Source organism: Streptomyces coeruleorubidus, from assembly GCF_028885415.1.
Lineage (GTDB): Bacteria > Actinomycetota > Actinomycetes > Streptomycetales > Streptomycetaceae > Streptomyces > Streptomyces coeruleorubidus_A.
In genome coordinates, this window is sequence record NZ_CP118527.1 from 3,582,160 (window position 1) to 3,605,126 (window position 22,967).

Below are 22,967 nucleotides of genomic sequence, written 5' to 3' on the forward strand. Positions count from 1 at the left end.
CGGACCCTACCCGGCGCCCCTGCCGGCGACTCCCCTTCGTCACTCGGGTGTTGCGTGGAGATCCAGTCGCCAGTCCTGGCCGACCAGGTCGTGGCCGAAGGAGCGGTGGGGTTTCTCCGCGACCAGGACGAAGCCGTGGCGCTGGTAGATGCGGCGGGCCGCGGCGAGGACGTCGTTGGTCCACAGGACCACCTCGCGGTAGCCGACCTCGCGCGCGAAGGCGACGACGGCCCCGACCAGCCGGTCCCCGATGCCCAGGCCGCGCGCGTCCGGCTCGACGAGCAGCAGCCGGAGCCGGGCGGCACCCGGCGCGTCGTCCCGTACGCACATCACGCACCCCACCGGCCGGCCGTCCAGCTCGGCGATCCACGTCCGCTCCAGATGCGGGTCGTGGTCCTCGCCGTAGTCGGCGACGATCCGGGCGACCAGGCCCTCGTAGTCGGCGTTCCACCCGTACTCGGCGGCGTACAGGGCGGCGTTGCGCTGCACGATCCAGCCGAGGTCGCCCGGGGCGGGGTCGCGCAGGACGACGTCCTCGGGGCGTGGCGCCCGGCCGTGGCCCAGGATCTCCCGGACGGTCCGCATCGCCTGAGCCAGCCTCGGCCGGTCCTCGGTCCGCACGGTGTCCAGCAGCGCCCCGACCGTCTCGCGCGCCCGCTCGTCGAGGAGCGCGGCGGCCTCCCGGCCGCGCCCGGTGAGCGTGACACTGCGGCGGCGCGGATCCGTCTCGGACGGTCCGCGCTCGACCAGGCCGTCCTCCTCGAACTTGTTCAGGATGCGGCTCAGGTACCCGGCGTCCAGGTGCAGCTGGACCCGCAGGTCGGCGGCGTCCGTGCGCGGCGCGTGGGCGAGCTCGTAGAGCACGCGGGACTCGGTGAGGGTGTAGGGGGCGTAGAGGTGGCGGCCGTAGTCGAGCGCGCCGATGACGTTCGTGTAGAAGCGGTTGAAGGAGCGGATGTCCTGGACGGTCATGGCCACGACCCCCGGTCTTTGACTCAGTCAGAGGTTTCCGTGGTCGAGCCTAGACGTCCAGGACAGCCGGGACTAGCCCTCGGTCGTGACCGGCCGGTAGACGCACACCTGCGCGCCGGTCTTGGCGGTGGTCGTCGAGACCAGCTCCATGGGGCGCTTGCCACCGTCGTCGGGGAAGATCGTCTTGCCGCCGCCCAGCAGCACCGGCATCACGATGAGCTGGAGCTCGTCGACCAGGCCCTCGGACAGGAGCGTGCGTACCAGCGTCGGGCTGCCCATCATCGCGAGGTCGCCGCCCTCGGTCTCGTGCAGCTCCCGGATGCGGGCGACGGCCTGGTCGCCGGGGATGAGCGAGGTGTTGTTCCAGGTGAGGTCGGCCTCGCCGAGGGTGCTGGAGACGACGTACTTCTTCAGGGCGTTCATCCGGTCGGCGAACGGGTCTCCGGCCCGCTCGGGCCAGGCGCCGGCCATCGTCTGCCACGTACGCCGCCCGAACAGCAGCGCCTCGGCCCCGGCAAGACCCGAGTCGAAGGCGCCGCCCAGCACCTCCTCGTCGAAGTAGGGGTGCGACCACCCTCCGTGCGCGAAGCCGCCGTCGGTGTCCTCCTGCGGCCCGCCCGGGGCCTGCACGACACCGTCCAGGCTGATGAACTCGGTGATCACGATGCGCATGGGACTCACTCCGCTTTTCTCGTTCGTGCGATGACGGCACTACAGACCTGGCTACGACGCGAAACTCATCGCCGAAGGCGTCCGGGACATGGTGTCCTCGAAGGCGACGGCCGTATACGACGAACACTCCGATTGGTACAACGAGTTGATGTCACCGACCGGCGGCGGCGACTGCACCCGCCGCGTCCACGCCGCCCTCGGCGACCTGCTCGGCCCCGGCGACGGAGGCACCTGCCTCGACGTCTGCTGCGGCACCGGCGCCCACGCGTCTGCCGTCGCCGGCCTCGGCTGGACGCCCGTGGGCGTGGACCTCTCCGGCAACCGGCTGCGCCACGCCGCCGAACGCCTGCCCGTGGCCGTCGCCGACGCGACCGCCCTGCCCCTGGCCGACGGCTCGGTGCCCGCCGCGGTGTGCGTCCTGGCCGGCACGGACGTGCCCGACTACCCGGCCGTCCTGCGCCAGATCGCCCCCGTGCCGACCCCCGGCGGCCGCTGCGTCCACCTGGGAGTGCACCCGTGCCTCGTCGGCGCCTTCGCCGACCGCAGGGACGCCTCACGCGCAGTGATCGACGCCCGCTGCGCCGGCAGCTCCCGCATCTTCGCGTCCTGGAACACCACCGGCGTCCGCGCCCGCCCCGGCGCCCGGCACGTCCCGCTGTCCGACCTGCTCAACGGGGCGACGGCAGCGGGCCTGCGCCTCGAACGGACGGTGGAGGCGGGGCGGGACGGGATACCGGATCTGTTCGGGTTCGCCGGGGTGAAGGCGTAGACCGGCCCGTCCGGCGTCCACACGAAGGGCAGCGGCGCCGGGGTCAGGAAACCCGCGGCACCCCGGAAGACCCCCGCACCATCAACTCCCCCCGCACCGACGCGATCCCCCCGGGCGGCGCCTCCTCCCGGCCCATGGCGATCCGCCCGGCCCGTGCCCCGGCCTCCGCCAGCGGCAACCGCACGGTCGTCAGCGAGGGCACCGCGTCGATGCTGAACGGCAGATCGTCGAACCCGGCCACCGACACGTCCTCCGGGATCCGCAACCCGGAGTCCCGCAGCGCCGCACACGCCCCGAGCGCGACGGAGTCGTTCGCGGCGACGACCGCCGTCAGGGACGGGTCGCGCCGCAGCAGCTCCAGCGTCGCCTCGTAGCCGGACCGCCGGTCGTACCGTCCGTGCACCGTCCACCGGGGGTCCTCCTCGATGCCGTGCGCGGCGAGCGCGGCCCGGTGTCCCTCCAGCCGGTGCCGGGTCGTCGTCCGTTCCTCCGGGCCGGCGATGTAGCCGAGCCGCCGGTGCCCGAGCCCGATCAGGTGCTCGGTGAGTTCCTGCCCGCCGCCGCGGTTGTCGAAGGTCAGCGCGATCGCCCCGGTCTCCGGCGCCGGCGGGCGTCCGCACAGGACGACCCGCGTCCCGGCATCGGTCAGCTTGCGCACCTTGGTGTCCATGGCCGCCTGGTGCGCCGCGTCCTCGATCGCCCCGCCGGTCAGCACCACGGCCGCCGCCCGCTGCCGCTGCAGCAGCGTGAGATACGTCAGCTCCCGCTCGGGAGAGCCCCCCGTGTTGCAGACCACCGCGAGTCTCTCCCCGCCCGCGCGGCCGCCCGGGCCGCCGATCTCGGCCTGGATGGCGCTCGCCATGATCCCGAAGAACGGGTCGGCGATGTCGTTCACCAGGATCCCGACCAGGTCGGAGGTGGCGGCGGCCAGGGCGCTCGCGGGCCCGTTGAGCACGTAGTCCAGCTCGTCCACGGCCTTCAGTACCCGCTCCCGGGTGGATGCGGCCACGGGGTAGTTCCCGTTCAGCACGCGCGACACCGTCGCGGGCGAGACCTGCGCGCGGGCCGCCACGTCCGCCAGGGTCACCGTCATCTCGTCGTCCTCCGGTCGCGCATCTCGTCGTCCGCCCTCGTCGCCCTCGTACACATCCAGACCTGTGGCCTTGGTTCCGATGGACCTATGGCCATGGTTCCGAGCAGACCTTAAGCCCCCGACCCGGGGTTGTTCGCCCCCTCGAACAACTCGTCCTGGTCACGGTCTTGTCCGGACCGCTGTCAGAGGCTAGCTTCTTCCTTTATAGAAAGCGCTTGCTGTAACGCTCACCAGTCCACAGGTGGCTCACCGGGCCACCAGGGAAGGGTGGGGCGTACGCGGCGCGACGACCGCGTACGAAGGGAACGACGTGACACGCAAGACGGTGCGTATCGCCATGAACGGCGTGACCGGGCGCATGGGCTACCGCCAGCACCTGGTCCGCTCCATCCTCGCCCTCCGTGAGCAGGGCGGCCTCGACCTCGGCGACGGCACCGTGCTGTGGCCCGAGCCGATCCTGGTCGGCCGCCGTGAGCACGCGCTGAAGGCGCTGGCCGAACAGCACAGCCTGGAGCACGTCTCGACCGATCTGGACGCGGTCCTCGCCGACGAGACGGTGGACATCTACTTCGACTCCCAGGTCACCTCCGCCCGCGAGGAGGCGCTCAAGAAGGCCATCGCGGCCGGCAAGCACATCTACACCGAGAAGCCCACGGCCACCGGCCTCGACGGCGCCCTGGACCTCGCCCGGCTCGCGAACGAGGCCGGCATCAAGCACGGCGTCGTCCAGGACAAGCTCTTCCTCCCCGGCCTGCTGAAGCTGAAGCGCCTCATCGACGGCGGCTTCTTCGGCCGGATCCTGTCCGTGCGCGGCGAGTTCGGCTACTGGGTCTTCGAGGGCGACTGGCAGGCCGCGCAGCGCCCGTCCTGGAACTACCGGGCCGAGGACGGCGGCGGCATCGTCGTCGACATGTTCCCGCACTGGGAGTACGTGCTCCACGAGCTGTTCGGCCGCGTGAAGTCCGTCCAGGCCATCGCCACCACCCACATCCCGCAGCGCTGGGACGAGAACGGCAAGCCCTACGACGCCACCGCCGACGACGCCGCCTACGGCATCTTCGAGCTGGAGGGCGGCGCGATCGCCCAGATCAACTCCAGCTGGGCCGTGCGCGTCAACCGCGACGAGCTCGTCGAGTTCCAGGTGGACGGCACCGAGGGCTCGGCCGTCGCCGGCCTGCGCAACTGCCGCGTCCAGCACCGCTCGGCCACGCCCAAGCCGGTCTGGAACCCGGACATCCCCGCCACCGAGGTCTTCCGCGACCAGTGGCAGGAGATCCCGGACAACGCCGAGTTCGACAACGGCTTCAAGGCACAGTGGGAGCTGTTCCTCAAGCACGTCTACGCCGACGCCCCCTACCACTGGGACCTGCTGGCCGGCGCCCGCGGTGTCCAGCTCGCCGAGCTGGGCCTGAAGTCCTCGGCCGAGGGCCGCCGTATCGACGTACCGGAGATCCAGCCGTGACCATCCGACTCCCGGACAGCAACGGGGCGTCGCGGACGTACGAGCCGCGCACCGAACCGCTCCTGGTGACGCCCGGCACGCCCTTCACCTCCCGCACGGTCTACTCGGCGGCGCACGTCGTCGCCGACCCCTACGCGGACGTCTCGCCCGACTCGCCCGCCGCCGTCGACTGGGACGCCACCCTGGCCTTCCGCCGCCACCTGTGGTCGCACGGGCTGGGGGTCGCCGAGGCGATGGACACGGCCCAGCGCGGCATGGGCCTGGACTGGGCGGGCGCGGCGGAACTGATCCGCCGGTCGGCGGCGGAGGCGAAGTCGGTCGGCGGCCTGATCGCCTGCGGTGTGGGCACGGACCAGCTGCCGGCCACCGAGATCGGCTACCCGTACAGCCTGGCGGAGATCCGGGCCGCGTACGAGGAGCAGCTCGCGGTCGTCGAGGAGTCGGGCGCGCGGGCGATCCTGATGGCCTCCCGGGCTCTGGCGGCGGTCGCCAAGGGGCCGGAGGACTATCTGGAGGTCTACGGCCACCTGCTCCGCCAGGCGTCCGAGCCGGTCGTCCTGCACTGGCTCGGCCCGATGTTCGACCCGGCGCTGGAGGGCTACTGGGGAGCGACGGACCTGGACGCCGCCACCCGCACCTTCCTGGACGTCATCGCCGCCCACCCGGACAAGGTCGACGGCATCAAGGTCTCGCTGCTGGACGCGCAGCGCGAGATCGACATCCGCCGCCGCCTGCCGCAGGGCGTGCGCTGCTACACGGGCGACGACTTCAACTACCCCGAGCTGATCGCCGGCGACGAGCAGGGCTTCAGCCACGCCCTGCTCGGCATCTTCGACCCGCTGGGCCCGCTGGCGGCGCAGGCGGTGCGGGTGCTCGACACGGGTGATGTGAAGGGCTTCCGGGAGCTGCTGGACCCGACGGTCCCTCTGTCCCGGCACCTCTTCCAGACCCCGACCCGCTTCTACAAGACGGGCGTGGTGTTCCTGGCCTGGCTGGCCGGTCACCAGTCCCACTTCACGATGGTCGGCGGCCTGCAGTCGGCCCGCTCGCTCCCGCACCTCGCGAAGGCGTACGAACTCGCCGACGGTCTGGGCCTGTTCCCCGACCCGAAGCTGGCGGAGGAGCGGATGAAGAACCTGCTGGGCGTGTACGGGGTGGACCAGTGAGCACCGCGGAGTCAGGACGCCTGGAGCGCTTCTCCATCAACCAGATGACGGTGAAGCAGCTGTCGATGCCGGAACTGGTGGACGCCTGCGTGCAGTCGGGTATCGGCAACGTCGGCCTGTGGCGCGAGCCGGTCCAGTCGTACGGCCTGGAGGCCACGGCCAAGCTGGTCCGGGACGCGGGCCTGACGGTGACCACGTTGTGCCGGGGCGGCTTCTTCACGGCGATCGACCCGGGGGAGCGCGCTCAGGCCCTGGCCGACAACCGCCGGGCGATCGACGAGGCGGCGACGCTGGGCACCGACACCCTGGTCCTGGTCTCGGGCGGACTCCCGGCCGGCTCCAAGGACCTGCACGGCGCGCGCGAGCGCATCGCGGACGCGCTGGCGGAACTGGGCCCCTACGCGGAGCGGCACGGCGTCCGCCTGGCCATCGAGCCGCTCCACCCGATGTACGCCTCCGACCGCTGCGTGGTGTCGACGCTGGCCCAGGCCCTGGACCTGGCCGAACGCTTCCCGGCGCACCAGGTCGGCGTCACCGTCGACACGTACCACATCTGGTGGGACGACACGGCTCCCGCGCAGATCGCCCGGGCGGGTGCGGGCGGCCGGATCCACACCTTCCAACTCGCCGACTGGACGACTCCGCTCCCGCAGGGCGTGCTGACCGGCCGTGGCCAGATCGGTGACGGCTCGATCGACATGCGGGAGTGGCAGGGGTACGTGGAGGCCGCCGGCTACACCGGTGCCATCGAGGTCGAGCTGTTCAACGACGGGCTGTGGGCGAGGGACGGACGGGAGGTGCTGGCCGAGACGGCGGCGAGGTTCGTCGAGCACACCCTCTGATCCGGCCCTGAGCCACGCTCGCTGCCCCGCCCCGCGGACCCGGGCGGGGCAGCGGCCGTATCGGGTCGTGGCCCACGACCGTGCGAGGAACCCGTTCACCCGTTCCTCCAGCCGCTTCCGGCACCGCGGCCATTCCGGTGCCGTCACCGAGAAGGCCGCTCGCGTTCCCAGTGCGCCGTGGCGCCGACCGCGCGTCCCGTGGCCGTCGAGATCTGCGCGTAGGGCGCTACCGGGTGCGGGAGGGCCGTTCGTCGACTCATTCGCCCCGTTGAACTCCTGCCTCCCCCTCCCTACCGACTTCCGGAAATCCGGCCCGCGTCGGGAACCCGGCCCGGACTCCCGTCGTCCAACCGCAGGCCGCCGGAGAGTCACCACGGTGCGGTGTCGGCCCTCGCTGCTGGCTGCGATCGCTGACCACCCTCTCCGCCGTACCGCGGCCGGCGGCACCGCCGCCATCGGCGCGCCCCCCTCCAACCGCGCCGGTGGCGGCCCCTGCGCGGTTACTGACCTTCAAAGCGTGGTGTCATAGGGGCTGACGCCTCATGATCCCTTCGGTATGCCGATCACATGAGGTATGCGCAAGGAGGCGGTCTGACCGACGAACGGCGGGCCTTCCGCGTCGAGTCCGGCAAGGCACCGCTGGAGTCATTCGTCCCTCAGAACCACCAGCCCGGCCATGAAGCGGAATTCCCTAGGCGAATTGAACACGCGTATTCCGCATTCGCGTTGATCGCAAACTGATTGCAGCCAATCAGAGATCAAAACCAGCCTGAGCAGAGGCACCGAGACCAGGGATCCAGATGCGCATGACAAGGTCCCTACCACCACCCCCTGCCTTGGGAGATGCACCGATGCGCCGTACTAGACGCGCCGCAATGCTCGCAGCAACTGCAGTCCTCGCGCCCCTCGTCGTGGTTGCCGGGCCAGCACCTCAGGCCGGTGCCGCCGAGCCGGCGTTCCCAACGGTGGACTTCCTCACCGCGCGCGCCGATCAGTACTTGGAGCAGCGTGCGCGCACGGTAACCGTAAGCGGTGCACGAGCTGCCGCAACATCGACGGTTGCGGCCACGGCCGAGATGACTGAACGGCTCAACGCGGAATACCACCAGCTTGCCCAGATGGGCTACACGTATCAAGAAGCCGACGGGGGATACAGTCGAGCCGAGGTGACCGTCACCCGGAATCCGGACGGCCCAGCAGGTTCAGTGGACGGAAAGACGGCTCTGTTCAGTTTCACCGAACACACGAAGCTCTATCACGTGCTCACGCCAGAAGAAATAGCGGAAGGCGCCCCCGAGGCGGAAGAGTACTCGATAACTCACCTGTTGCGGTTCACTCGCGGCACCGACGACATCTGGCGCCTGGCGAGCGACAGCGCGAACACCGGCTCAATGCCGCCTAGTACATACATGGCGCAGCCGGAACTCGATCTCGAGATACCTGAAGAAGACAGCGGCGCTCCAGATGCGCCGGAAGGTGGAAAAGTCGGAGCGTCTTCGCCCACCGGTACACCCACACCCGGGGACAAGCCGAAAGCCTTCCGGGCCATGGCTGGGTACAACTACCCCAAGATGGTTGCCTACGCCAACAAGCACTGGAAGAACTACAGCGACGACTGGCGCAGGTACGACAACGACTGCACCAACTTCATCTCGCAAGCGATGTGGGCCGGAGGCTGGAGGGCGACGGCAGGCAGCATTTCCTCGCGCAAGGACAATAAGAAATGGTTCTACGGTACAACGAAGCTGGGCACTAGCTATACCTGGGCGGGGGCCGAGAACTGGTACTGGTTCGCTCAGAAGCACTCCAAGCGAACTAAAATTCTCCCCCGCGTGTGGGACCTTGCCTACGCCGACGTGTTGCAGGCGGACTGGGATCGCAACGGCAACATCAACCACACGATGATCGACACCAAGGACACGAGCTCAAACAGGTACCTCACGTACCACACCCCAAGTGTGCACAACAAGAGCCTCAAGAAGATCCTCGCCAAGTACCCGAAAGCCTGGTGGTATGCGCACCGCACCTGAGAAACTGACGGCCGACCCAGGAGGTAGGCATGCGTAGGCGACGAACCGTTGCGGCAGCCGTCACGTTGCTCATGGCCGCAGGGTGTGGCTCCTCTGGCGCCAATAGCACCTCGGGTAGCGAAACCCCACCACCAGGAGCGCCTGAAGTGGTGGAGCGCTATGTCGAAGCCCTTAACGCCCGTGACACCGAGGGTCTACTTGCAGTCGGTGCCGCCCCGGACAGACCCTGGTCACGGGAGCAGGCAGATGCACTCATCCAGTCGAAAGGCGGCAAGGGGCTGACCATCACCAATGCGCCCATCAGGTACGACCGCATGGGCGACTACACGGGCAAGGTCAATCTCGCCGCCGCCGACAGAGAAGGGCGACCGGTGCGGGAGACCGTTGACCTGCTTCACGAGAACAGTCGCTGGCACCTCGTGCTTTTCGAATGGCCAGCCGGGGACAAAGCGAGCTCAGCACCTTAGAAGTACTGGCAGGTATTGACCTTGAATGCGTGATGTCGTCATGGTGGCTGGCGTCGAAGGTGCCGGTGAGGCAGCCGTCGAGGACGTCGTGGCGGTACTGGAGCTGGCGTAAGCCGCGTCGGACGGCAGTGATCAAGTCATCGGGGTTCGTCGCCCTGCCTGAACCGCTCGGCCGCCTGCAACCGCAACTTCTCGCGGAAGGCCCGCCGTTCATCGGTCAGCCCGCCCCCTTGCGCATACCTCATGCGGTCGGCATACCGCAGGGATCACGAGGCGTCAGCCCCTACGACACCACGTTTTGAAGGCCGGTAGTGTGCGTTCCCTTGACTGGCAGAAACTTCCCGGTTATTGGTGGCCTCTTGGAAGTTTCCTTCAGCGGATCCGAGCGGATCACCTCCGGAAGGAGCGCGCGTGCACGACACCGGCACGGGAAGCACGGGAAACACCGCACAACCCTCCAGACGCACCGTCCTCGCCGCCACGGCCGGCGCCGTCACCGCCCTCGCGGCGGCCGGGCCCTCGTACGCCGTCGGCGCCCCCGACGACAGGCAACTCCGGGCCCTCGTCTCGCGTATGATGCTTCAGGAGAAGGTCGGCCAGCTCTTCGTGACGCGGGTGTACGGCCACTCCGCCACCGCCCCCGACCAGGCCGACATCGACGCCAACTTGAAGGAGATCGGGGTCCGTACGGCCGCCGAGCTGGTCGCGAAGTACCGGGTCGGCGGCATCATCTACTTCGCCTGGGCGCACAACACCCGCGAGCCGCACCAGATCGCGGATCTGTCCAACGGCATCCAGCGGGCCTCCCTGGACCTGCCGCGCGGGCTGCCCGTGCTCATTTCCACCGACCAGGAGCACGGGATCGTCGCCCGGGTGGGCAGGCCCGCGACGCTCTTCCCGGGGGCCATGGCCGTCGGCGCGGGCGGGTCGCGGTCCGATGCCCGGACGCTCGGGCGGATCGCGGGGCGTGAGCTGCGGGCGATGGGCATCCGGCAGGACTACTCCCCCGTGGCCGACGTGAACGTCAACCCGGCCAACCCGGTCATCGGCGTACGGTCCTTCGGTGCCGACCCGAAGGCGGTGGCCGCGCTGGTGGCCGCCGAGGTCGCCGGGTACCAGGGGGCCGGGGTGGCGGCGACCGCCAAGCACTTCCCCGGGCACGGGGACACCAACGTCGACAGCCACACCGGCTTCCCGACCATCACGCACAGCCGGGAGCTGTGGGAGAAGCTGGACGCACCGCCGTTCCGGGCGGCGATCGCGGCGGGCATCGACTCGATCATGACCGCGCATCTGATGGTCCCGGCCCTGGACGACTCCGGCGACCCGGCCACCCTCTCCCGCCCGATCCTCACCGGCATCCTGCGCGAGCGGCTCGGCTACGACGGGGTCGTCGTCACGGACTCCCTCGGCATGGAGGGCGTGCGGACCAAGTACGGCGACGACCGGGTGCCGGTGCTCGCGCTGAAGGCGGGCGTGGACCAGCTCCTCAACCCGCCGGACCTGGACCTCGCCTGGCACGCGGTCCTCGCGGCCGTGCGCAGCGGCGAGCTGACCGAGGCGAGGCTCGACGAGTCGATCCTGCGGATCCTGCGGCTGAAGACGAAGCTGGGGCTGTTCCGCGCGCCCTACGTCAGTCACGACGGTGTCGACCGCACCGTCGGCACCCGGGCGCACCTGGCGGCGGCCGACCGGATCGCCGAGCGGACGACCACCCTGCTGGTCAACGAGGGGCGGCTGCTGCCGCTGTCCCGGCGCCGGTACCCCGAGGTGCTGGTGGTCGGGGCCGATCCGGCCTCGCCGTCGGGGACGACCGGACCGCCGACCGGAGTGCTCGCCGCCGCGCTGACCGAGCTCGGCTTCACCGCCACCGCCCTGCCGACCGGGACGGCCCCGTCCGCCGCGGTCATCGCCAGGGCGGTCGCGGCGGCGCGGGACGCGGACGCGGTGGTGGCGGCGACGTACAACGTCACGGCGGGCAGCAGCCAGAAGACGCTGGTCGAGCAGCTCGTGGCGACGGGGCGGCCGGTCGTGGCGGTCGCGATCCGCAACCCGTACGACGTGGCCCAGCTGCCCTCCGTCCCGGCGTGCCTCGCGGCCTACTCCTGGACCGACGTCGAACTGCGGGCCGCCGCACGGGTGATCGCCGGACGGGTGGACCCTCGCGGGAAACTCCCGGTGGCGGTGCGGCGGGCGGATGATCCGGAGCAGGTGCTGTACCCGATCGGGCACGGGCTGACGTACTAGACGTACGCCATGGACCGGGCGCACCACCCCCAAGGTGCGCAAACCCTCCCATGTGCCTGGCGTGCGCCTCTGCGGGGGGCCACGCTGGGCTAGGCCATGGGGGGGACGGCAATGCGCTTAGGAAGTTCGGCGGGGGTGGTGTGGGGGCTTCTGGTGCTGTTCGGCGCGCTGCTGACCGGGTGCCAGAGTCCCTCGGCGGGTGTCGCGGAGGACGGCCGGCTGGGCGGGCCGGCGTCGGGGACGACCGCCGCCGGGTCGGCGCCGGTGACCCGGCCGTCCGGGTACGGGGCGGTGTTCCTCGCGGTCGACGAGTGCAGTTCGTTCGGTACGACGAGCTTCACCGAGGTGCCGTGCGCCGGTGAGCGGGCGGCGGCCCGGGTCGTGGCGCGGCACGACGGCACGGTCCGGGACGGGCCGCGCTGCCCGGCGACCACGGACTTCGTGCTGCACATCAGCGAGCAGCGGCCCGCGTCCGACGAGGACGGCGACGGGGCGGTGCCGCAGGGCTACGCCTGTATGCGCAACCTCCAGCCGCCGCACCCGGGCGACCCGGGCGGCGGGGGCGGGCCCCGCACCATCGTCGGCGACTGCGTCTACAGCTCCGGCGACGGGCAGGTCCGCGAGACCAACTGCGACGGGAAGGACGAGCAGGAGCCGGAGTACAAGGTGACCGAGGCCGTCACCAGGCGCGCCGACTGCCCCGTGGCGACCGCCCTGTACGTCCGGCTCGGCGGTGACCGGCCCGTGGGATGCGCCCGGCCGTTGTGAACAACGGCCGGGCGCGATAGGTGCGTTACGGGCTTCTACGGGGTTTTACGGCCGCAGCATCTGCTCCCGCTGCACGTCCCGCTTGTCCAGCTTGGCGTCGAACTTCGCCAGCGGCTCCGCCGCCGCCGGGTCGGACCGCACCGCGCTGGAGGCGACTCCGGCCCAGTCGAGGATGCGGGCGGTGGCGAGGTCCTTCTGCTCGGGCACGAGGCCCGCGACGTTGGCGCCGTGGTTCATGCCGGGGGCGGTGACGACGTAGGAGTCCTTCGCGCCCTGGCCGAGGCGGAACGGCTCCGCGCCCCACGGGTCGTTCTGGCCGTAGACGAAGAGCATCCGGCGGGCGTTGTGCCGGACCCAGGTGTCGACGTCCCGCATCGCCTGCGGCTGGAACTTCATGGGGATGTCACGCGGGACGAAGTTCCGCGGCGGCTGGTAGCCGTAGCGGATGTACTTCTTCTCGATGTGCGGGAACTGGATCGTCGGCGCGCCGAGCTGCGTGCCGGCCTGGTAGTAGTACGGCGTGTAGGTCTCCAGGCCCTGGTCGGCATAGGCGGAGAAGCCGGAGATCGTGTCGACGGAGTCCCAGATCTGGTCGTCGGTGGCGTTCTTCGCGTCGGCCGGGATCTGATCGCAGTCCTTCAGCTGGCTGTACTGCCAGAAACCCCACACGTAGTCGAGGACGACGGCCTCGTAGGCCTTGTCCAGGCTGCCGATGGTCTTGAAGGTGAGGCCGTTGTCCTGCGCGTAGGCGGCGTACTTCTTCTCCAGCGGTTCGCGGCGCACCAGTGCCTCGCGCTGCACGCCGTTCAGCCGGTCGCGGCACTCCTCGGTGCCGACGCGCGCGAAGAAGCGGTCGTAGGCCGAGTCCTCCTTGTTGACGACGTCGTTGGGGGCGACGTAGGCGACCACGCCGTCCATGTCACGCGGGTAGAAGCGCTCGTAGTAGGTGGCGGTCATGCCGCCCTTCGAGCCGCCCGTGGAGATCCACTTCTTGCCGTAGATGCCCTTCAGCGCCTTGAAGACGCGGTGCTGGTCGCTGGCCGCCTGCCAGATGTCCAGCTTGGACCAGTCGGCCGGGGCGGGCCGGGACGGGGTGAAGAAGCGGTACTCCAGGGAGACCTGGTTACCGTCCACGATCTGGGTCGGCTCGCTGCGGCGGGGCGTCGTGGAGACGTTGTAGCCGCTGGTGAAGAAGACCGTCGGGCGCGCGACGTCCTTGTGCAGCACGGTGATGCGCTGCTGGAACGTGCCCTTCGACGGCTTCCGGTGGTCGACCGGCTGCGTGTAGTTCAGGACGAAGAAGCGGTAGCCGGTGTACGGCTTCTCCTCGACCAGGCTCATGCCCGGTATGGAGAGCAGCCTTTCCTTGATGTCAGTGGTGCTGTCGGTGCCGGTGGCCTCCGGCTCGGCGGCGGTGGCCGCTCCGGCCGTGCTCAACGTGCCTATGAGCACCGTGAGCGCCAGCAGCCATCTGAGCGCCTTGCGCATGCGCACTCCCCTGTGAGACAGATGTGCGCCGGAAGCTAGCGGACCAACTCCCCTCAGCACCAGGGGACATGGGGATAACCCTCTATGCGCCGGGGGTCAGCACAGGATCCAGCCGGAGCTGAACGACCCCCACCCCACCCTGCCCTTCAGCCATACGCAGCGGCGCCCGGCGTGCACCATCACCGGGCCCGCGTGGTAGGAGTACCGGCCTTCGTCGACGACCGGGCGGTTGCCGCGTGCCTGCACGCTCACCGACATCTTCCGCTTCACGCCGGGCTTCTTGGTGAGGGTCACGGCGCAGACGTAGCCGCCGCGCTTGTAGACGAGCACGGTTCCGGTGGAGAACTGCAGCGTGCGGACCTTGCGGCCGGGACAGTAGGTGGCGGAGGCGGCGGCCTGCGCCTCGCCCGGCGCCGCCACGGCGAGCAGGCCGGAGGCGGTCAGCACGGCCAGGCCGAGGGCGAGCCGCCGGCGTATCGCTCCACTGTCCACTGTCGTCCTCCCGTACCGCATCGTGCGCGACCATCGGCGTACGGGTGTACGGACGCATGACGTATGTCGGACGGTTGCACGAGCGTCACGCAGACGCCGGTCGCCCGGGTCTCAGCGGGACGCGCCGACCGGCTCCTCCGGCTCCGCGGCCCCGATGAACGTCCGCCACAGCTCGGCGTACCGCCCGCCGCGCGCGAGCAGCTCCTCGTGCGTGCCGTCCTCGGCGACCCGGCCGTGGTCCATGACGACGACCCGGTCGGCGCGGGCGGCGGTGGTGAGGCGGTGGGCGACGACGAGTGTGGTGCGGCGGCCCGCCAGGCGGTCGGTCGCCTGGTTGACCTGGGCCTCCGTGGCCAGGTCGAGGGCGGCCGTCGCCTCGTCGAGCAGCAGGACGTCCGGGTCGACCAGTTCGGCGCGGGCCAGGGCGATGAGCTGCCGCTGTCCGGCGGAGAGGTTGCGGCCGCGCTCGGCGACCTCGTGGAGGTAGCCGCCCTCCAGGGTGGCGATCATCTCGTGCGCGCCGACCGCCCGGGCCGCCGCCTCGACCTCGGCGTCGGTGGCGTCGGGGCGGCCGTAGGCGATGGCGTCGCGGACGGTGCCCTGGAAGAGGTACGCCTCCTGCGGGACGACTCCGAGACGGTGCCGGTACGAGGTGATGTCGAGGGCGCGCAGATCGGTGCCGTCGACGGTGACCCGGCCGCCGGTCGGGTCGTAGAAGCGGGCCACGAGCTTGACGAGGGTCGACTTGCCGGCCCCGGTCTCGCCGACGAACGCGACGGTCTGCCCGGCGGGGATGCGCAGGTCGACGCCGCCGAGGGCCTCTTCGTCGTCACCGTAGGCGAAGTGCACGTCCTCGAACGCGATCTCGCCGCGCAGGGACAGCACTTCGCGGGGCTCGTCGGCGGACTTCGTCGACGTCGGCTCCTGGAGCAGTTCCTGGATGCGGCCCAGCGAGACGGACGCCTGCTGGTAGCCGTCGAAGACCTGGGACAGCTGTTGCACGGGAGCGAAGAACAGGTCGATGTAGAGCAGGTAGGCCACCAGCGAGCCGATCGCCAGTGTCCCGTCGTCGACCCGCGCCCCGCCCACGATCAGCACGGCCGCCGCCGCCACCGACGACAGGAACTGCACGAAGGGGAAGTACACGGAGATCAGCCACTGGCCCCGGATGCGCGCTTGGCGGTAGCTGTCGCTGTGCCCGGCGAACCGCCGCCCGCCGTCCCGCTCGCGCCGGAAGGCCTGCACGATCCGCAGCCCGGACACCGACTCCTGGAGGTCGGCGTTGACCACCGACACCCGTTCGCGGGCCAGTTCGTAGGCCTTCACGCTCGCCCGGCGGAAGAAGAACGTGGCGATGATCAGCGGCGGCAGGGTCGCGAAGACGACGAGTGCGAGCTCCACGTCGATGACCAGCAGGGCGATCATGATGCCGAAGAAGGTGACGACCGAGACGAAGGCGGTGACCAGGCCCGTCTGCAGGAACGTCGACAGCGCGTCGACATCGGTCGTCATCCGGGTCATGATCCGGCCGGTCAGCTCCCGCTCGTAGTAGTCCAGCCCGAGGCGCTGGAGCTGGGAGAAGATCTTCAGCCGGAGCGAGTACAGCACCCGCTCGCCGGTGCGTCCGGTCATCCGGATCTCGCCGACCTGGGCCGCCCACTGCACGGCCACCGTCAGCAGCGCGAGCAGCGACGCCGCCCACACGGCGCCGAGCGCGGCCTGGGTGACGCCGGAGTCGATGCCGTGCCGGATCATGATCGGCAGCAGCAGGCCCATGCCCGCGTCGACGGCGACCAGGCCGAGGCTGACCAGCAGCGGCAGTCCGAAGCCGCGCAGCAGCCGGCGCAGGCCGTAGGACTCCTCCGGCTGGACGGCCTGCTTCTCGTCGACGTCGGGGGCGTCGGTGGCCGGGGGCAGCGCCTCCACCTGGGCGAGGAGCTCGGGGGTGGCGGGGCTCTCGGCGAGGGCGAGGTCCTTGCGCTCGCGGTCGCCGGTCCACAGCCGTGGGGTGACCCCGCGCTCGGCGTCGAACTCGGCGTCCAGCTCGTCCCGGACGGAGGTGTCCTCCTGGGGGCAGGCCGGCTGGGTGTGGCCCGGGGAGACCGCGCCCAGCTCGTCGGGGTCGGTGAGCAGGCGCCGGTAGAGGGCGGAGCGCCGCTGGAGTTCGTCGTGGGTGCCGATGTCGGCGAGGCGGCCGCCGTCCAGGACGGCGATGCGGTCGGCGAGGTTCAGGGTGGAGCGGCGGTGGGCGATCAGCAGGGTGGTGCGGCCCCGCATGACCTCCTTCAGGGCCTCGTGGATCTCGTGCTCGACCCGGGCGTCCACGGCGGAGGTGGCGTCGTCCAGGACCAGCAGGCGCGGGTCGCTGAGGATGGCGCGGGCGAGGGCGACGCGCTGGCGCTGGCCGCCGGAGAGGGTGAGGCCGTGCTCGCCGACGGTGGTGTCGTAGCCGTCGGGCAGCTCGCTGATGAACCGGTCCGCCTGGGCGGCGCGGGCGGCCTGCTCGATCTCCTCCTGGGTGGCGTCCGAGCGGCCGTAGGCGATGTTGTTGCGGACCGTGTCGGAGAAGAGGAAGGAGTCCTCCGGGACCAGCCCGATCGCGGCCCTGAGCGACTCCAGGGTCAGTTCGCGCACGTCGTGGCCGCCGACGAGGACGGCACCGCGGGTGACGTCGTAGAAGCGCGGCAGCAGCAGGGAGACCGTGGACTTGCCGGAGCCGGAGGAGCCGACGACGGCGAGAGTCTCGCCGGGGCGGATCTCGAAGGAGAGCCCGTCGAGGACGGGGCTGGTTTTGCCGTGGGCGCCGTCGTAGCCGAAGGAGACGTCGTCGAACTCGACGGTGGCGGGGGCGTCGGCGGGCAGTTCCTTGCGGCCGTCCTCGAGGGACGGCTCGGTGTCGATCAGCTCCAGGACGCGCTCGGTGCCCGCGCGGGCCTGCTGGCCGACGGTGAGGACCATGGCGAGCATGCGGACCGGGCCGACCAGCTGGGCGAGGTAGGTCGAGAAGGCGACGAACGTGCCGAGCGTGATGTGCCCGCCCACCGCGAGCCAGCCGCCGAGCGCCAGCATCGCGACCTGGCCGAGGGCGGGGACGGCCTGGAGGGCCGGGGTGTAGACGGAGTTCAGGCGGATGGTGCGCAGCCGCCCGGCGAAGAGGCGGCGGCTGACGTCCCTGAGCTTGCCGGTCTCCTGCTCCTCCTGCCCGAAGCCCTTCACCACGCGGACACCGCTGACGGCACCGTCGACCACGCCGGCGACGGCGGCGGCCTGGGCCTGGGCGTACCAGGTGGAGGGGTGCAGCCGGGTGCGGCTGCGCTTGGCGATCCACCACAGGGCGGGGGCGACGGCCAGGGCGACCAGGGTCAGCGGCAGCGACAGCCACGCCATGATCACCAGGGAGATCAGGAACAGCAGGAAGTTCCCGATGGTCATCGGGAGCATGAACAGCAGGCCCTGGATGAGCTGGAGGTCGCTGGTGGCCCGGCCGACGACCTGGCCGGTGGACAGCTCGTCCTGGCGGCGGCCGTCGAGCCGGGTGATCGTGCCGTACATCTCCGTCCGCAGGTCGTGCTGGACGTCGAGGGCGAGGCGGCCGCCGTAGTAGCGGCGGATGTAGGTGAGGACGTAGACGACCAGTGCGGCGGCGATGAGGAGGCCGGCCCAGGTGGTCATCGAGCGGGTGTGGTCACTGATGACGTCGTCGATGATCACCTTGGTGATCAGCGGGACGAGGGCCATGACCGCCATGCCGGCCAGGGAGGAGCCGAGGGCGAGCACGACGTCCTTCGGGTGGCGCCATGCGTAGGCCCACAGTCGTCGTGCCCATCCCCGTTGCGGTGTCACTCCGGTGCCCTCCGATCGTCCTGGTCTGCCGGAAGGCACCAACGCCGTGGGAGGCCGTTTTCATCCCGCGGCGTGACGAGCGTTACCCCGCCCCCACCCTGGACGGTGATTGATACTCGCCGGTATCTTGGCATGAGCAAGCGCTTAGACAGCTGAGGTCCCTGGAGGTGGCGGCGTGCGCCGTACGGTGTTCAACGAGGATCACGAGGCGTTCCGGGAGACCCTGCGCGCCTTCATCGAGGCCGAGGTCGTACCGGTGTACGACGAGTGGTTCGCGGCGGGCCAGGCGCCCCGCGACTTCTACTACAAGCTCGGTGAGCTGGGCATCTTCGGGATCAACGTCCCCGAGGAGTTCGGCGGCGCGGGCCTGGAGAGCCACAAGTTCGAGGCCGTGCTCTACGAGGAGACCGCTCGCGCGGGCGTCCAGTTCGGCGGCTCCGGCGTGCACGTGCTGCTCGCCCTCCCCTACATCAAGATGCTCGCCACCGACGAGCAGAAGAAGCGCTACCTGCCGAAGTTCGTCACCGGCGAGGAGATGTGGGCCATCGCGATGACGGAGCCGGGCACCGGTTCCGACCTCGCGGGCATGAAGTCCACCGCCAAGCTGAGTGAGGACGGCACGCACTACGTCCTCAACGGCGCCAAGACCTTCATCACCGGCGGTGTGCACGCCGACCGCGTGATCGTCTGCGCCCGGACGGCCGCCCCGACCGCCGAGGACCGCCGGCACGGCATCTCCCTCTTCGCCGTGGACACCAAGTCCGAGGGCTACTCGGTCGGCCGCAAGCTCGACAAGCTCGGCCTGAAGACCTCCGACACCGCCGAGCTGGCGTTCGTCGACGTCAAGGTGCCCGTCGAGGACCTCCTCGGCGAGGAGAACAAGGGCTTCTACTACCTCGGCCACAACCTGGCCTCCGAGCGCTGGGGCATCGCCTTCGGCGCCTACGCCCAGGCCAAGGCCGCCGTCCGGTTCGCCAAGCAGTACGTGCAGGAGCGCACGGTCTTCGGCAAGCCGGTCGCCCACTTCCAGAACACCAAGTTCGAGCTGGCCGCCTGCCAGGCCGAGGTGGACGCGGCCGAGGCCGTCGCCGACCGCGCGACCGAGGCCCTCGACGCCGGTGAGCTCACCCCCGCCGAGGCCGCCTCCGCGAAGCTGTTCTGCACCGAGGTCGCCCACCGCGTCATCGACCGCTGCCTCCAGCTGCACGGCGGCTACGGCTACATGAACGAGTACCCGATCGCCCGCCTGTACGCGGACAACCGCGTCAACCGCATCTACGGCGGCACCAGCGAGATCATGAAGTCGATCATCGCCAAGGACATGGGCCTGTAAGCCGACCGCAATCAGTGGCCGGTACAACAGTCCCATGAGTCAGGCACTACAGGACCTCCTCGATCTGCTCGACCTGGAGCAGATCGAGGAGGACATCTTCCGCGGCCGGTCCCGGTCCGCCGTCGTCCCGCGCGTCTTCGGCGGGCAGGTCGCGGCCCAGGCGCTCGTCGCCGCCGGGCGGACGGTCCCCGAGGACCGGCCCGCGCACTCGCTGCACGCGTACTTCCTGCGCCCCGGCGATCCCGGCGCGCCCATCGTCTACACCGTCGACCGGATCCGCGACGGCCGCTCCTTCACCACCCGCCGCGTGGTCGCCGTCCAGCACGGCAAGCCGATCTTCCACCTCTCGGCGTCCTTCCAGGTGTACGAGGACGGGCTGGACCATCAGGAGCGCATGCCGGACGCGCCCGATCCCGTCGCGCTGCCCACCGGTGAGGAACGGCTGCGCGGCTACGGCCATCTCGACCCGGCGGTCGTGGAGAAGTTCCTCGAGGCCCGGGCCGCCGTCGATCTGCGCTACGTCGACGAGCCGCCGTACGGGAAGTTCGGCGAACCACGCGAGCCGCACTCCCAGGTCTGGTTCCGGACCAACGGCAAGCTGGCCGACGATCCGCTGCTGCACGTCGTCCTCGCCACCTACGTCTCCGACATGACGCTCCTCGACTCCGTGCTGCTCGCGCACGGGCGGGGCGGCTGGGCCGTCGGGGACGTCGTCGGGGCTTCGCTGGACCACGCGATGTGGTTCCACCGGCCGTTCCGCGCCGACGAGTGGCTGCTCTACGACCAGGAGTCCCCGTCCGCGTACGGCGGTCGGGGACTGGGGCAGGCCCGGATATACACGCAGGACGGGCGGCTGGCCATCACGGTGATCCAGGAGGGCGTGGTCCGCGTCCCGCGCGAGCCGGGCACTAGCTGAGGCCCGCCTCCGCCAGGAGGTACGCCGTCATCGGGTCGTAGTGGCGGGGGCTGACCACGTGGTCGTCGAGGGGCACCGTCACCTGCACGGTGCCCTCGGCCTCGGCGAGGAAGAGGGCCGGGTCGTTGGAGTCGGCGTAGCCGACGGAGTCCACGCCGTGCTGTCCCGCGTAGCCCGCCCAGCCGTGGTCGGCGACGACCAGGTCGGGCAGCGGGCGGCCCTCGCGCTCCAGGGCGGTCAGGATGGCCTTCATCGGCTCGCCCGAGTGGGTGTGCCACAGGGTGGCGCCGTGCTCCAGGACCGCCACGTCCGCGAACTGCATGACGTAGCCCTCCTCCGTCGTCAGTCCGTCGGGGATGACGACGATCTCGCAGCCGGCCGCGCGCAGGGCGGACGCGGTCGCGCGGTGCACGTCGAGCAGGCCGCCGGGGTGACCGGTGGCGAACAGGACCCGCTGCTGCCCGTCCGCCGCCTTGCGCAGCCGGCCGGCGAGCCGGTCCAGGGCCGCGACGGTCAGCTCGGGGTCGATGGTGTCCTGTCCGTACCGGTACTCGGGGTCGTCGTTCACGCCGACCCGTTCCGCCATCACCGCGAGGACGTCCTGCTCGTCGCTCCAGCGGTCGCCGAGTTCCAGGCCGAACCAGTAGTGGCGGTCGGCGTTCGCCAGCTTGCGGTAGTGGGAGAGGTTGTTCTCGCGGGGGGTGGCGACATCGCCCGCGATGCGCGTCCTGACGAGGTGGTCGACGAGTTCGGCGCGGCTGGGTGTCCCGGGTATCGGCATGGCTCCCATTGTGAGGCAGCCGACTGCGGGCGGCCCTGGCGTATCGCACGCTGGGATGTGCGTCACGTACTCAGCGGGACCCCGCTCACGTACTCAGATGTGCCGCAGCGCGAACCAGAGTTCCATGCGCACGTCCGGGTCGTCGAGGTCCGCCTCCAGCAGGGCCGCGCAGCGGGCGATGCGCTGCCGCACGGTGTTGCGGTGCACGGACAGGGCGACGGCCGTGCGGTCCCAACTGCCGTGCAGGGACAGCCAGGTGCGCAGGGTCTCGGGGAGCGCGGGGTGGGCCGTGACGGGCGCGAGCAGGGTGCGGGCGTGGGCCGCCGCCTCGCCGGGCGGGACGAGGTCGGCCAGGGCGGGGCGCGGGCCGTGCCGGTGCAGCGGGGTCCGGGTGGCGCGGGCCCGGGCCAGGGCGCGGGCGGCCTGGGTGTCGGCGGCGGGCCAGTCCTTGGGGGCGACGGCGGCGCTGACGCCCAGGGTCCAGCCGGGCAGCGGGTCGGGTGCCCGGTCGGCCGGGACCAGGACCCGTACGGCGTCGCCCGCCGGGTCGACCAGGGCGGACCCGAGCGCGGCACCCAGCGCGGCGGCCGCGACGGCGTCGGGTACGCCCTCCCCGTCCGGACGGGCGTGCACGACGACCCACCGCCGCCCGTCACCGAGCAGCGGCGCGACGTCCTCGGGCGCGGCCCCCAGCAGCAGCCGCACCAGCGCCGAGGAACGGGCGGCACCCGTACCGCTCTGCTGCTCCCCGGTGAGGAGGGACAGCAGCACGGCGGCGACGGACACGATGGTGTGGTCCCCCGGCGCGCGCCCCGGGGCGGCGACCCCGAGCACGAAGCCGTGCCCGGCACCGAGGGCGTAGGCGGCGAGGTGCGTGCCGGAGACGGTGTCGGTGGCGGAGGTGGGGTGGGGGCGGTTGGGGGGAGGGGGCACCGGCAGGTTGGGGGTGGGTGCAGGCCCCCCGTCCGCCGGCCGCACCACCCCCGACAGCTCCGCCAGTGCCGAGCCCGCCTCCTCCCCTGGCTTCCGGCCCGCCCCGGCGATCTCCGTCCCCTCCGGTCCGTACAGCACGGCCCACCCGCCCAGCCGCTGGGCGAGCTGCCGGAGGACCGACGGGACCGGGTCGGGGCGGGAGGCGGCCGAGGCGAGGCTCTGCTGGGCCTCCGTGACGCGGCGGAGTTCGGACAGGCGGGCCTGGGCCATCAGCTGCCAGACCGCGCGGGCCACACCCGAGAAGGTGGTCTGCGGCGGCACCTCCAGCAGGGGCAGGCCGTGCTTCTCGCACGCCGCGACCAGCGCCCTGGGCACCGTGTCGTGCACCGGCGCCACCCCGAAGCCGAGGGCCGCGCCGCCCGCCGCCACGATCCGGGCCACGTAGTCGTCGAAGTACGTGCCCGACCCCGCCGCCTCGGGGATGTGCACGCCCGCCGTGAGCAGCAGTTCCCCGCCCAGCAGATACGGATACGGGTCCGCCATCTCCGAGGTGTGCACCCAGTGGACGACGGTGCCGGGGTCGTCCGGAGCGGCGATCCGGCGCAGGGCCAGGTCCTCGCGGGCCAGGAGAGCGGACAGCGGGACGGGGGGCGTGGGGGGAACCGTCGAATCCGGCATGTGTGCGTTCCCTCC

18 protein-coding genes are annotated in these 22,967 nt (G+C 71.1%); 10 read left to right on the plus strand and 8 right to left on the minus strand.

Annotated elements, in window-relative coordinates:
- Positions 1 to 39: 39 nt before the first annotated feature.
- Both PV963_RS16600 and PV963_RS16605 read right to left on the minus strand, forming a co-directional pair.
- Entirely contained in the window at positions 40 to 972 is a 933-nt protein-coding gene (locus PV963_RS16600; RefSeq protein WP_274816513.1) for a bifunctional helix-turn-helix transcriptional regulator/GNAT family N-acetyltransferase, read from the minus strand.
- A gap of 72 nt (positions 973 to 1,044) precedes the next feature.
- Entirely contained in the window at positions 1,045 to 1,644 is a 600-nt protein-coding gene (locus PV963_RS16605; RefSeq protein WP_274816514.1) for a dihydrofolate reductase family protein, read from the minus strand.
- Positions 1,645 to 1,732: 88 nt separating this feature from the next.
- Between PV963_RS16605 and PV963_RS16610 the strand changes: the two genes are divergently transcribed.
- The gene (locus tag PV963_RS16610; RefSeq protein WP_274816515.1) at positions 1,733 to 2,413 is read left to right on the plus strand and encodes a class I SAM-dependent methyltransferase; all 681 of its coding nucleotides are present in this window, start codon (positions 1,733 to 1,735) and stop codon (positions 2,411 to 2,413) included.
- Positions 2,414 to 2,456: 43 nt separating this feature from the next.
- Here the strand turns inward: PV963_RS16610 and PV963_RS16615 are convergent, their stop codons facing one another.
- The gene (locus tag PV963_RS16615; RefSeq protein WP_274816516.1) at positions 2,457 to 3,506 is read right to left on the minus strand and encodes a LacI family DNA-binding transcriptional regulator; all 1,050 of its coding nucleotides are present in this window, start codon (positions 3,504 to 3,506) and stop codon (positions 2,457 to 2,459) included.
- A gap of 310 nt (positions 3,507 to 3,816) precedes the next feature.
- Here PV963_RS16615 and PV963_RS16620 point away from each other — a divergent pair, with 310 nt between their 5' ends.
- The 7 genes from PV963_RS16620 (at position 3,817) to PV963_RS16650 (ending at position 12,488) form a co-directional block, all read left to right on the plus strand.
- A complete protein-coding gene (locus tag PV963_RS16620) occupies positions 3,817 to 4,968 on the plus strand; it encodes a Gfo/Idh/MocA family protein (RefSeq protein ID WP_274816517.1) in 1,152 nt (383 codons plus the stop codon).
- On the plus strand, positions 4,965 to 6,134 hold the full coding sequence (locus PV963_RS16625) for a dihydrodipicolinate synthase family protein (protein WP_274816518.1): 1,170 nt from the start codon (positions 4,965 to 4,967) through the stop codon (positions 6,132 to 6,134). Before PV963_RS16620 ends, PV963_RS16625 begins: the two co-directional genes overlap by 4 nt.
- 44 nt (positions 6,135 to 6,178) lie before the next feature.
- A complete protein-coding gene (locus PV963_RS16630) occupies positions 6,179 to 6,976 on the plus strand; it encodes a sugar phosphate isomerase/epimerase family protein (protein ID WP_274822039.1) in 798 nt (265 codons plus the stop codon).
- An 875-nt stretch (positions 6,977 to 7,851) separates the two neighbouring features.
- Positions 7,852 to 9,006, plus strand: a complete 1,155-nt coding sequence (locus tag PV963_RS16635) for an amidase domain-containing protein (protein ID WP_274816519.1) — start codon at positions 7,852 to 7,854, stop codon at positions 9,004 to 9,006.
- A gap of 146 nt (positions 9,007 to 9,152) precedes the next feature.
- Positions 9,153 to 9,473, plus strand: a complete 321-nt coding sequence (locus PV963_RS16640; RefSeq protein ID WP_274816520.1) for a hypothetical protein — start codon at positions 9,153 to 9,155, stop codon at positions 9,471 to 9,473.
- 411 nt (positions 9,474 to 9,884) lie between these two features.
- Positions 9,885 to 11,720, plus strand: coding sequence for a glycoside hydrolase family 3 protein (locus tag PV963_RS16645; RefSeq protein WP_274816521.1), 1,836 nt, complete (start codon positions 9,885 to 9,887; stop codon positions 11,718 to 11,720).
- 111 nt (positions 11,721 to 11,831) lie between these two features.
- Positions 11,832 to 12,488 (plus strand): hypothetical protein, encoded by a 657-nt coding sequence (locus tag PV963_RS16650; RefSeq protein ID WP_274816522.1) that lies wholly within the window; start codon positions 11,832 to 11,834, stop codon positions 12,486 to 12,488.
- Between the two features lie 45 nt (positions 12,489 to 12,533).
- Here PV963_RS16650 and PV963_RS16655 read toward each other — a convergent pair whose 3' ends face one another.
- From PV963_RS16655 to PV963_RS16665, 3 genes are all read right to left on the minus strand, one after another.
- Positions 12,534 to 13,976 (minus strand): S28 family serine protease, encoded by a 1,443-nt coding sequence (locus PV963_RS16655; protein WP_274816523.1) that lies wholly within the window; start codon positions 13,974 to 13,976, stop codon positions 12,534 to 12,536.
- Between the two features lie 96 nt (positions 13,977 to 14,072).
- Positions 14,073 to 14,468 carry a hypothetical protein gene (locus tag PV963_RS16660; RefSeq protein WP_274816524.1) on the minus strand — a complete coding sequence of 132 codons (396 nt, stop codon included), beginning with the start codon at positions 14,466 to 14,468 and terminating at the stop codon, positions 14,073 to 14,075.
- 111 nt (positions 14,469 to 14,579) lie between these two features.
- Positions 14,580 to 18,311, minus strand: coding sequence for an ABC transporter ATP-binding protein (locus PV963_RS16665; RefSeq protein ID WP_274816525.1), 3,732 nt, complete (start codon positions 18,309 to 18,311; stop codon positions 14,580 to 14,582).
- A gap of 175 nt (positions 18,312 to 18,486) precedes the next feature.
- Between PV963_RS16665 and PV963_RS16670 the strand changes: the two genes are divergently transcribed.
- Together PV963_RS16670 and PV963_RS16675 are read left to right on the plus strand one after the other, a co-directional pair.
- Complete coding sequence (locus PV963_RS16670) at positions 18,487 to 19,644, plus strand: acyl-CoA dehydrogenase family protein (protein WP_274816526.1); 1,158 nt, start codon at positions 18,487 to 18,489, stop codon at positions 19,642 to 19,644.
- 34 nt (positions 19,645 to 19,678) lie between these two features.
- Positions 19,679 to 20,560 carry an acyl-CoA thioesterase gene (locus PV963_RS16675; RefSeq protein WP_274816527.1) on the plus strand — a complete coding sequence of 294 codons (882 nt, stop codon included), beginning with the start codon at positions 19,679 to 19,681 and terminating at the stop codon, positions 20,558 to 20,560.
- Here PV963_RS16675 and PV963_RS16680 read toward each other — a convergent pair.
- Positions 20,553 to 21,341, minus strand: a complete 789-nt coding sequence (locus tag PV963_RS16680; protein ID WP_274816528.1) for a phosphatase — start codon at positions 21,339 to 21,341, stop codon at positions 20,553 to 20,555. The genes PV963_RS16675 and PV963_RS16680 overlap by 8 nt on opposite strands.
- Before the next feature lie 93 nt (positions 21,342 to 21,434).
- Positions 21,435 to 22,952, minus strand: coding sequence for a PucR family transcriptional regulator (locus tag PV963_RS16685; protein ID WP_274816529.1), 1,518 nt, complete (start codon positions 22,950 to 22,952; stop codon positions 21,435 to 21,437).
- Between the last annotated feature and the right edge of the window lie 15 nt (positions 22,953 to 22,967).

Coding starts and splice junctions, on each gene's coding strand:
- PV963_RS16680 (WP_274816528.1), bottom strand. CDS start 21,341: ATGCCGATACCCGGGACACCCAGCCGCGCCGAACTCGTCGACCACCTC.
- PV963_RS16650 (WP_274816522.1), top strand. CDS start 11,832: ATGCGCTTAGGAAGTTCGGCGGGGGTGGTGTGGGGGCTTCTGGTGCTG.
- PV963_RS16655 (WP_274816523.1), bottom strand. CDS start 13,976: ATGCGCAAGGCGCTCAGATGGCTGCTGGCGCTCACGGTGCTCATAGGC.
- PV963_RS16600 (WP_274816513.1), bottom strand. CDS start 972: ATGACCGTCCAGGACATCCGCTCCTTCAACCGCTTCTACACGAACGTC.
- PV963_RS16615 (WP_274816516.1), bottom strand. CDS start 3,506: ATGACGGTGACCCTGGCGGACGTGGCGGCCCGCGCGCAGGTCTCGCCC.
- PV963_RS16675 (WP_274816527.1), top strand. CDS start 19,679: ATGAGTCAGGCACTACAGGACCTCCTCGATCTGCTCGACCTGGAGCAG.
- PV963_RS16635 (WP_274816519.1), top strand. CDS start 7,852: ATGCTCGCAGCAACTGCAGTCCTCGCGCCCCTCGTCGTGGTTGCCGGG.
- PV963_RS16610 (WP_274816515.1), top strand. CDS start 1,733: ATGGTGTCCTCGAAGGCGACGGCCGTATACGACGAACACTCCGATTGG.
- PV963_RS16685 (WP_274816529.1), bottom strand. CDS start 22,952: ATGCCGGATTCGACGGTTCCCCCCACGCCCCCCGTCCCGCTGTCCGCT.
- PV963_RS16605 (WP_274816514.1), bottom strand. CDS start 1,644: ATGCGCATCGTGATCACCGAGTTCATCAGCCTGGACGGTGTCGTGCAG.
- PV963_RS16630 (WP_274822039.1), top strand. CDS start 6,179: ATGACGGTGAAGCAGCTGTCGATGCCGGAACTGGTGGACGCCTGCGTG.